We start from the raw sequence: 9,813 nt of genomic DNA on the forward strand, positions 1-9,813 counted from the left end.
ACGTAGGCGTGCAGGCGGTTGGCGCCGTCGCGGACGTAGCCGATGTCCTGAAGGTGTTCGTCGTCGGCCACGAGCACGGACAGGTCCGGGAAGAGCTCGGCGCCGCGGGCGCCGCCCAGGAGGTGGCCGCGCGGCGCTGGGCCGCCGAGGGGGTCCAACGGCAGCGGGCCTCGTACTCCTGCTCCGCTTCCCGCACCGCCTCCGCCGTCCGGGCCGAGAGCACCGCGGACAGCACCACGGCCAGCGCCGCGACCTCCTCCGCGCTCGGCTGCCCCTTCGTGAGCTTCCACGACTGGGCCGCCAGCAGGGCCGGGGCCGCGTCCACCCCGTCCACCACCGTGCCCGCCGCCGGTACCGCCTTGATCGCCATCGGTGCTCCTTCTCCTCAAAGCTCCTGGACCGGCCGCGCTACTGCGGCTGGTTGCCGTGCTTGCGGGTGGGCAGCGGGGCGTGCTTGCCGCGCAGCATCGCCAGCGCCCCGATCAGGGCCGAACGGGTGTCGGCCGGGTCGATCACGTCGTCCACCAGACCGCGCTCGGCGGCGTAGTACGGGTGCATCAGCTCTTCGCGGTACTCGTCGATCCGCGCGGCCCGGGTGGCGTCCGGGTCCTCGGCCGCGGCGATCTCCCGCCGGAAGACCACGTTCGCCGCGCCCTCCGCGCCCATCACCGCGATCTCGTTGACCGGCCAGGCCAGCGCGATGTCGGTGCCGATGGAGCGGGAGTCCATGACGATGTACGCGCCGCCGTACGCCTTGCGCAGCACCAGCGAGATCCGCGGCACCGTCGCGTTGCAGTACGCGTACAGCAGCTTCGCCCCGTGCCGGATCACGCCGTTGTGCTCCTGGTCCACGCCCGGCAGGAAGCCCGGCACGTCCACCAGGCTGACCAGCGGGATGTTGAAGGAGTCGCAGAACTGCACGAACCGCGCGGCCTTTTCGGAGGACTCGATGTCCAGCACGCCCGCCATGGACTGCGGCTGGTTCGCCACGATGCCCACCACCTGGCCGCCGAGCCGGGTCAGGGCGCAGATGATGTTCTGCGCCCACAGCTCGTGGACCTCGAAGAACTCGCCGTGGTCGGCGATCTCCTCGATCACCTTGCGCATGTCGTAGGCCCGGTTCGGGTCCGCCGGCACCAGGTCCGCCAGGCACTCGTTGCGGCGGTCCACCGGGTCGTCGGCGAGCTCGGCGGGCGGCAGCTCGCGGTTGTTGGCGGGCAGGTACGACAGCAGGTGCCGGACCTCCTCCAGGCAGTGCTCCTCGTCGTCGTACGCGAAGTGCGCCACGCCCGAGGTGCCCGCGTGCACGTCGGCGCCGCCGAGCCCGTCCTGCGTGATCTGCTCGCCCGTCACCGCCTGCACCACGTCCGGGCCGGTGATGAACATCTGCGAGGTGCCGCGCACCATGAACACGAAGTCGGTGAGCGCGGGGGAGTAGGCCGCGCCGCCCGCGCACGGACCCATGATCACGCTGATCTGCGGGATCACCCCGGAGTTGCGCACGTTGCGCTGGAAGATGCCGCCGTACCCGGCCAGGGCGGTCACGCCCTCCTGGATGCGGGCACCGGCGCCGTCGCAGAGCCCGACCACCGGTGCTCCGGCCTTCTCGGCCAGGTCCATCAGCTTGTGGATCTTCTGGGCGTGGGCCTCGCCCAGCGCCCCGCCGAAGATCCGGAAGTCGTGGGCGTACGCGAAGACCGTACGGCCCTCCACCAGGCCCCAGCCGGTCACGACCCCGTCGCTGTGGGGCTTCTTCCCCTCCAGGCCGAAGCCGGTGGCGCGGTGCCGCCGGAAGGGCTCGGTCTCGGTGAAGGTGCCCTTGTCGAAGAGGAGTTCCAGCCGCTCCCGGACGGTCAGCTTGCCCTTCTTCTTCTGCGCCTCGGTCGCCTGACGGCTGGGACCGGCGAGCACCTGCTCCCGTAGCTCGGCCAGTTCCGTGATCCGGGAGTCCATCGTCACGGGGGCCGGCGGAGCAGACGGCCCGGTCTCGGTGATGCTCATTGATTTCCTTTCCGGAAAGCGGGGGCGTTGCCGTCCTCGCGCCCACCGAAGCGGCAGACCGCCCCATCCTCGGAAATCCCGCTCAAAGCCACCTGGAGACCGGCTTGAACCGCTCTTGCCGCGGGGCGCCCCGGGGCCGCGCCGGGACGCCCCGCCGGGCTCAGACCGCCCGCACCCCGGCCGTCGCCGCCGCCCCGTCCGGCAGGATGCCCAGCACCCGCCAGCTGGGCTGGGGCCCCTCGGAGGCCCGGTACTCGGCCATCCCGGAGGTGGCCGCGCTGGTCGCCGCGCACACGTGGATCTGCCCGGGCGGGGTCAGCGCCAGCACCCGCTGGCACAGGTCCAGCAGCGCGCCGTTGACCGAAAGCGGTGCCGCCTCCCCGGGCCGGAAGCGCACCAGGGCCTGCCCGGTGGCCACCGAGGCGTGCAGGGTCAACCCCTGCCACGGCGCGGGACGACCCCGCCCGTCCCCGGGCCCGCCGCCCAGTCGGGCCCGCAGCGCCCCGGCGGCCCGCAGGGCCCGCGCCGCCGGGTGCTCCCCGGGCGCGGGGCGGAACAGCCCCAGGGACACTGTCCCGATCGAGGACACGGCCTCCCCGCCGTGCCGCTCGATCAGGCCGCGGGCCACGGAGCCGGCGCGCTCCAGCATCTCGTCGGTGGAGGCCATGGAGGCACCGTGGTCGTGCGGGCCGAGCCGCAGCTGCACCAGGAGCACGCTCAGGTTCTGCCGCTCCGTCACCAGCTGGCCGGAGGGCTGGAAGAGGCGCGGCCCGGGCACCCGCACGGTCGCCGCGGCGGCGGGCTGCCGCCCGTCGAGGGGGGCGTGGGCGCGGCGCCGTTGGTCCACGACGGCCAGGGCGCGGCGGCGCTCCTCGCGCGGCCCGGACAGGCCGGCCGCACCGCCGGGGCCGGCCGGTACGGGCACCGGTACGGGGGACGGGGCGGGGGCCGTCAGGGTCACCGCGCCGCCGCCCGCCGACAGGTCCAGGGCTGGGTCGTGGGTGAGCACCGCCTGCTGGAGCCTGCGGAGTTCGTGCCCGGGCTCCAGCCCCAGCTCCTCCACCAGCGTGTTGCGGATCCTGTGGTAGACGCGCAGGGCGTCGGCCTGCCGGCCGCAGCGGTACAGGGCGAGCATCAGCTGCCCGGTGCTGCGCTCGCGCAGCGGCTCCGACTCCACCGTGGACTCCAGCTCGTCCAGCACCCCGTGGTGCTGGCCGCAGCGCAGCTTGGCCTCGAAGTAGTCCTCCAGGACCGCAAGCCGGGTGTTCTGCACGGCCGTCAGCTCCGGCCAGTGCGTGCCGCTCTCGACCAGATCGGCCAGCACCGGGCCGCGCCACAGCCGCAGCGCCCCGGAGAGCAGGCGGACCGCGTCCTCGGGGGCCCCGGCGGCCAGCCGGTCCCGGCCCTCGCGGACCTGGCGGCGGAAGACGTGCAGGTCCACCCGGTCCGGGTCCACCCGGATCAGGTAGCCCGGGGTGCGGGTGAGGAGTTCGGCGGGCTGCTCCGCGTCGGCGGCGGAGTCGGCCAGGATGCCGCGCAGCCCCCAGACGGCGTTCTGGAGGATCTTGCGGGCGGTGGCCGGGGTGTTCTCGGCCTGCCACAGGGCACCGAGCAACTGGCTCGTGGGCACCACCCGGTTGGCCTGCAGGAGCAGGTACCCGAGGGTGGCCCGCTGCTTGATCCCCCCGAGCGGTACGACCCGGCCGCCGGACATGACTTCCAGCGGACCCAGCATCCTAAAGTGCATAACTCCCCCAGTCGTGCAGCCAGCCGAGCACATACCTGCCGGAGATTACAAACCGGCAGACCGGTTTGTCAAAAGTCCGACGGTCCGTACCGCTGTCGTCCCGCTCGGGCCCCCCTCCGCCGGTGTGACCGGGTGTCCCCGTTCGCCGCCGAGTCGCCCCCGTTCGGGCCGGGTTCCGGGCGTCGTCCGGGGAAAAGGCAGGCCGAAGGGCCCGGACAAGGGGGAGTGTCCGGGCCCTTCGGAGGTGTCGGCGTGAGGAGGGTGAGGCGCCGACGCTAGGGGTGGTCGAGGTGAAAACAGCGGGTCGGGCGGGTGGAGAGCAGACCCTCCGAAGCCAAACAGACTCGCCAGTAGGTTTAGTCGCGCCCGGCCGGGACGGGCGGCTCGCCCGTGACCGTGATCTCCGCGCGGTCGTCGTAGAAGGCGAGGTGCCCGCCGATGGCGGCCACCGAGTCGAGGGGCCGCTGGTAGGACCAGGCCACCTCGGTCCCCGGCCCCTCGGCCGAGGCCGCCGGGGCGCCGCCGTGGAAGGCCCAGTAGGAGGCCGTCCCCTTGAAGGGGCAGCTGGTCTCGGTGGCCGTGCCGGAGAACAGCGACAGGTCCACGTCCTGCGGGGGCAGGTAGTACCGCACCGGCATGCCGGTCTCGTACACGAGCACCGGGCGCCGCGAGGAGGCCACCGGCAGTCCGCCGATCCGCACCTCGACCAGCAGGTCCTCGGCGGGCAGCACCGCCACGCGGTGGCCCGTCCTCTTCTCGGACACGGCGTCTCCCCTTCGCTTCCGTCGGCTTGCGGCTTGCGGCGTGCGCCGCAGGCACCGCCCGCCGTTCTCCCCCTGTATATCCGGTGCGACCGGACGGTGTGGTGGAAACCGGTGGACCGGATTTGTTTTCGGTCCGGCGTCCGGACCTTCCGGCGCGCCTTCCCCCGTTCTCCAGAGGAATTCATGACGGTCCCCGGAGAATTCCGGAAGTCCGCCCCACCGCGCCGCGGAGGAGCGGACGGACGGGGTCCGGCCGCCGCTCTGACGGCGTCGAAGATCCGGCGCGCGGCGGCCGGAGCCCCGTGCGAGCCGCCCGGCCGACCCGCCCCACCGGCCGGTACGCGCCATTGTGGCCACGGCCCGGCCGCCCCGGCCAGGCCGTGGCTCACCCCGCGCTCACTCGCGAATAACCCGCCCTCCACCGGAATCGGGCAGACAATTCGATGACTTCGATATGAGCTGCCGTCAGGAAGGATGTGAAGCTATCGCCGACCTTTTGCCGGGGACCTTTCACACGGTCGTCACGGCAAAGGAAATCCACCTGTGGAACTGCTGAGGAGGCAGGATGACCAGGACCGAAAACGGTGCCGAAGCGGTCCTCGACGAGGTGACCGCCCTGGTTCCGGCGCTCCGTGCGAGCGGACGCGCCGCCGAGGAGCGCCGCTGGATCGCCGACGAGACCGTCCGGCTCCTCGACAAGGCGGGCGTGTTCCGGCTGGCCGTGCCCCGCCGCCACGGCGGCCTCGGCGCCACCGTCGCCGAACGCTCCCGGATCCTGGGCGAGATAGCCCGCGGGGACTCCGCCGCCGGCTGGGTCTCGATGATCTGGGTCTCCAGCGCCTGGGTGCCGGGCCTCTTCTCCGAGCAGGCCCAGGAGGAGGTGTACGCGGGCGGCTCGGTCAAGGTCTCCACCGGCTTCACCCCCTCCGGCGGCCTCGCCCCCTCCGGCGAGGACTACCTCCTCGACGGCAGCTGGAAGTGGATCTCCGGAGCCCAGGGCGCCGACTGGGCCCTGCTCGCCGCCCTCCTGCCCGGCCCCGACGGCACCCCGCTGCCGTACGCCGCCCTGGTGCCCTTCTCCGAACTGACCGTGGCCGACGACTGGCACGCCGCCGCGGGCGCCGCCACCGGCTCCGCCACCGTCACCGCCACGGCCGTCACCGTCCCCGCCCACCGGGTGCTGGGCCTCGGCGACCTGCTCGGCGGCACCGGCCCCGGCGCCACCGGCCACGACTACCCCTTCGTACCCTTCTTCATGGCCCTGGGCGCCGCCGCCTACCTCGGCATCGCCAAGGGCGCCTACGAGCTGTTCCTCGACCGGCTCCCCGGCCGCGGCATCACCTACACCTCCTGGACCGACCAGCGGCTCTCCCCGGTCACCCAGGTGCAGGTGGCCGTCGCCGCCAACCGCATCGAGGCCGCCGAGGCCCTCCAGGAGCGCTGGCTGCGCCGCCTCCAGGAGCACGCCGACGCCGGGACCGCCCCCGACCCCGCCGAACGCGCCGCCGCCCGCGGCCGGGCCGGGTACGCCGTCCAGCTCGTCAAGGAGGCCGTGGACGGGCTGTACGAGGCCGCCGGCGCCTCGGTGATCCTGCACGACGAGCCCTTCCAGCGCTTCCACCGCGACCTCAAGGGACTCGCCCAGCACGCCCTGTTCACCTTCCACACCAACCAGGAGGTGCACGGCCGGGCCCTCCTCGGCCTCGCCCCCGACACGCCCTTCCTGTGACCGACCGCCGCCCCCCGTCCCCGGCCCCCCGCAACCCCCGCAAGCAGGAAGGCAGTCCACCGCGATGACCGACAAGAACGTGCTCGTGCTCGGCGGCACCGGAAAGACCGGGCGGCGCGTGGCCGCCGGCCTCCGGGACCGCGGGGCGGCCGTCCGCACCGTCAGCCGCACCTCGCCGGTCCGCTTCGACTGGGATGACCCGGACACCTGGGAACCGGCCCTCACCGGCGCCGACGCCGTCTACCTCGTCGACGCCCAGGACCGGCCCGGCTGCTGGGACGCCGAACAATGCATCGGGGACTTCGCCGCCCTCGCCGTGGACCGGGGCGTGCGCCGTCTGGTCCTGCTCCAGGCCCGGGTCACCGACGAGGTCGGCGGCAAGCTCCTGATCGCCGGGGAACGCGCCGTGCAGGAGTCCGGCGCCGACTGGACCGTGCTCCGCCCCAACTGGTTCTTCCAGAACTTCGACGAGGGCGTCCTCCTGGAATGCCTGCGCGCCGGGGAACTCCCGCTCCCCGCGGGCGAGGGCCGCGAACCCTTCGTCGACTGCGAGGACGTCGCCGCCGTCGCCGTCGCGGCCCTCCTCGACCACGGGCACGCCGGACGGACCTACGAACTGAGCGGCCCCCGCGCCCTCACCTTCGCCGAGGCCGTCGGCACCATCGCCCACGCCACCGGCCGCGAGATCCGCTACACCCCCGTCACGCACGGGGACTACGTGGACGAACTCGTCTGCTACGACGTGCCCGGGGACTACGCCGTCTTCCTCGCCGACCTCGTCGGCCAGATCCGACAGGGCAAGAACGACACCCCCACCGACACCGTCCGCCGGGTCCTCGGCCGCGAGCCCCGCGACTTCGACGACTTCGTCAAGGACGCCGCCCTGCGCGGGGTCTGGGACCTCTGACGGGCCGAACGCGCGAAGGCCCGGGCCCGCGCACCGCGCGACGGCCCGGGCCCCCACGACACCGGCACCGCGCCGGGTTCCTCCCCGACGCGGTGCCGGTCCGCGCTCTCTCCGGTGTCCGCACCCCCGGAGCCCACCGGCGGTCCGCCCGCCCCCGCCGTACCGGCGGAAGGGCGGCGCGGACCGCCGACGGGCGAACGCTCAGCGCGCGGGCAGCGGGGCGCGCTGGAAGGCGCCGCTGAAGAACAGCAGGCCCTCTCCCGCGTCACCACGACTGGCCCCGACCACGTCCCCGATGAAGATCGAGTGGTCGCCGACCTCGTACGCCTCGGAGACCTCGCACTCCAGCCAGGCCAGCGCGCCCTCCAGCAGCGGGGCGCCCGTGCGCGGACCGGGCACCCAGTCCACCCCGGAGAACTGCCCCGGCCCCAACGGGCGCTTCTTGTCGGCGAAGAAGCGGGCCAGGCCCTCCTGGTTCGCCTCCATGATCGAGACACCGAAGTGTCCCGCCTTCGTGATGGCCTCGTACATCACCGCGCTGTGCGCGACGCAGGCCAGGACGGACGGCGGGTCCAGCGAGACCGAGGTGAAGGCGTTCGCGGTCATGCCGTGGATGTGGTCACCGCCGACGGACAGCATGGTGACACCCGTGGCGAACTGCGACATGACGTCGCGCAGCGCGGCCGGCTCGGCGGCCGGTCCCCGGGAAACGGCTACATCAGTGGAGGAATTCATGCCATGCCTTTCATGTAATCCATGCAAGGCACAGTAAAGGGGCAAACGGGCGCCCTGGAAACCGACGAGTAACTGGCTGCTCAGCAGCCCTTCGCCACCTCCTCCGATGACCGGTCCGTGAGGCGGGATTTATGGGGGGTGAGGCCCGCCCCGGTAGGCTCGCGCTGATTCTCCAGGACTTCACTCGGACATCACTCGGAACCAGGTAAGGGGTGACATGAATACCGTCTCCAGCGAGCCGGAGCTTGCCGAACCATATCTTCTCGGCTGGCTGTCTTCGGTCGGACTCGACGTCGACTACATACGCGCCGAGAGGAACACCCTCTATTACCGCGGCGAGGATGGCAACGAGATTCCCGTCCTCGATTTCGCGGGCGGCTACGGCTCCCTCATCCTCGGGCACAACCACCCCGAGATCACCGGATACGCCCAGGAGCTGCTCGCCGCGGGCACCCCGATCCACGCGCAGTTCTCCCGGCACCCCTACGCCAACGACGTGGCCCTCGCGCTGACCCGCATCCTCCAGCGCGAGCTCGCCACCGAGGACAACTTCCACGCGATCTTCGCCAACACCGGTGCCGAGGCCGTCGAGGCCGCCATCAAGCACGCCGAGCTGGACCGCGGCCTGCGCGTCGCCGCCCTGCGCGAGGAGCTGGCCGCCGACCTGGCCGCCGCCCGCGAGGCCGTCGCCGCGGGCGCCGCCGTCGCCCCGTACGCCTTCGGCCTGGTCGGCGCCCCCACCCAGGAGGGCCCCACCGGCTTCGAGGCGCTGGCGGCCGCCGCCTCCCGCCACAACGAGGAGCAGCTCGGCCGCGCCCCCGTCTTCCTCACCCTGGAGGGCGGCTTCCACGGCAAGCTCGTCGGCAGCGTGCAGCTCACCCACAACGAGGGCTACCGCGCCCCCTTCTCCACCCTCGCCGCCCCCGCCCGCTTCGTGCCCGCGGGCGACCCCGAGGCCCTCAAGGCCGCCGTCGAGGACCAGCGCGGCACCGTCTTCGCCTTCACGGTGGAGAACGGCACCGTCACCGTCACCGAGCGGAACGCCCCGGTGTTCTGCGCGTTCGTCCTGGAGCCCATCCAGGGCGAGGGCGGCATCCACGTCCTGACCCGCGAGTTCGCCCAGGCCATCCAGCGGATCACCGACGAGGTCGACTGCCCCGTCATCGTGGACGAGGTGCAGAGCGGCATGGGCCGCAGCGGCGACTTCCTCGCCAGCGCCGCCACCGGCCTGCGCGCCGACTACTACGCCCTGGCCAAGAGCCTCGGCGGCGGCATCGCCAAGACCTCCGTGATGCTCACCCGGCAGTCCCGCTACCGGCCCGAGTTCGAGCTGGTGCACAGCTCCACCTTCGCCAAGGACGCCTTCTCCACCCTCATCGCCAAGCGGGTGCTGGAGCTCCTGGAGGCCGACGGCGGCGCCGCCTACGCCACCATCCGCGACCGCGGCGAGGCCCTGGGCCGCGCCCTGGAGGCCGTCCGCGCCGACTACCCCGACCAGGTCGAGGAGATCCGCGGCCGCGGCCTCATGCAGGGCCTGGAGTTCCGCGACCAGTCCGCCTCGGGGTCCGCCGCCATCCGCGAGGCCGCCCCGCTGCTCGGCTACACCATCGCCGGGTACCTGATGCGCGAGCACAGGCTGCGGACCTTCCCCACCGCCAGCTCCGTCAACACCCTGCGGTTCGAGCCCTCCCTCTACCTCACGGACGAGGAGATCGGCCGCCTGGAGACGGCCCTGCGCGCGGTCTGCGAACTGTTCCGCGCCCAGGACGGCGCCGGGCTGACCGGTGTGGCCGAGGCCGCCTGAGCCCGCGTCCGGCCCGGCACCCGCCCGGGCCGGACGCGCGGGCACCGCACCCCGGCCGGTCCCGTACCCCGCGCCCCGCGGTACGGACCCGGCCGGGGTCCCGCGGCCGCCCGGACACCCCGCTGC

Annotated in this window: 8 protein-coding genes; 3 read left to right on the forward strand and 5 right to left on the reverse strand. The window is 73.2% G+C overall.

Features of this window, described 5'->3' with window-relative positions; translation table 11 throughout:
• The 4 genes from ABTZ17_RS34365 to ABTZ17_RS34380 form a co-directional block, all read right to left on the reverse strand.
• Window positions 1-370: hypothetical protein (locus tag ABTZ17_RS34365; RefSeq protein ID WP_352199736.1), on the reverse strand; the 370-nt coding region annotated here is incomplete at its 3' end.
• A 38-nt stretch (window positions 371-408) separates the two neighbouring features.
• The gene (locus ABTZ17_RS34370; protein ID WP_502994963.1) at window positions 409-1,953 is read right to left on the reverse strand and encodes an acyl-CoA carboxylase subunit beta; all 1,545 of its coding nucleotides are present in this window, start codon (window positions 1,951-1,953) and stop codon (window positions 409-411) included.
• Window positions 1,954-2,161: 208 nt separating this feature from the next.
• Complete coding sequence (locus ABTZ17_RS34375; protein WP_352199738.1) at window positions 2,162-3,736, reverse strand: AfsR/SARP family transcriptional regulator; 1,575 nt, start codon at window positions 3,734-3,736, stop codon at window positions 2,162-2,164.
• A 368-nt stretch (window positions 3,737-4,104) separates the two neighbouring features.
• Window positions 4,105-4,512 (reverse strand): DUF427 domain-containing protein, encoded by a 408-nt coding sequence (locus ABTZ17_RS34380; protein WP_352199739.1) that lies wholly within the window; start codon window positions 4,510-4,512, stop codon window positions 4,105-4,107.
• A gap of 565 nt (window positions 4,513-5,077) precedes the next feature.
• On the opposite strand from ABTZ17_RS34380, the gene ABTZ17_RS34385 reads away from it, so the two are divergent.
• Both ABTZ17_RS34385 and ABTZ17_RS34390 read left to right on the forward strand, forming a co-directional pair.
• Window positions 5,078-6,241 (forward strand): acyl-CoA dehydrogenase family protein, encoded by a 1,164-nt coding sequence (locus ABTZ17_RS34385; protein WP_352199740.1) that lies wholly within the window; start codon window positions 5,078-5,080, stop codon window positions 6,239-6,241.
• A gap of 64 nt (window positions 6,242-6,305) precedes the next feature.
• Window positions 6,306-7,148 (forward strand): NAD(P)H-binding protein, encoded by an 843-nt coding sequence (locus ABTZ17_RS34390; RefSeq protein ID WP_352199741.1) that lies wholly within the window; start codon window positions 6,306-6,308, stop codon window positions 7,146-7,148.
• A 201-nt stretch (window positions 7,149-7,349) separates the two neighbouring features.
• Here ABTZ17_RS34390 and ABTZ17_RS34395 read toward each other — a convergent pair whose 3' ends face one another.
• On the reverse strand, window positions 7,350-7,883 hold the full coding sequence (locus tag ABTZ17_RS34395) for a flavin reductase family protein (protein WP_352199742.1): 534 nt from the start codon (window positions 7,881-7,883) through the stop codon (window positions 7,350-7,352).
• A 217-nt stretch (window positions 7,884-8,100) separates the two neighbouring features.
• Here ABTZ17_RS34395 and ABTZ17_RS34400 point away from each other — a divergent pair, with 217 nt between their 5' ends.
• Window positions 8,101-9,687: an aspartate aminotransferase family protein gene (locus ABTZ17_RS34400; RefSeq protein ID WP_352199743.1), complete on the forward strand. Its 1,587-nt coding sequence runs from the start codon at window positions 8,101-8,103 to the stop codon at window positions 9,685-9,687.
• Window positions 9,688-9,813 lie beyond the last annotated feature (126 nt).

The sequence above is a fragment of the Streptomyces sp. NPDC097619 genome, from assembly GCF_040302735.1.
Classification (GTDB): domain Bacteria; phylum Actinomycetota; class Actinomycetes; order Streptomycetales; family Streptomycetaceae; genus Streptomyces.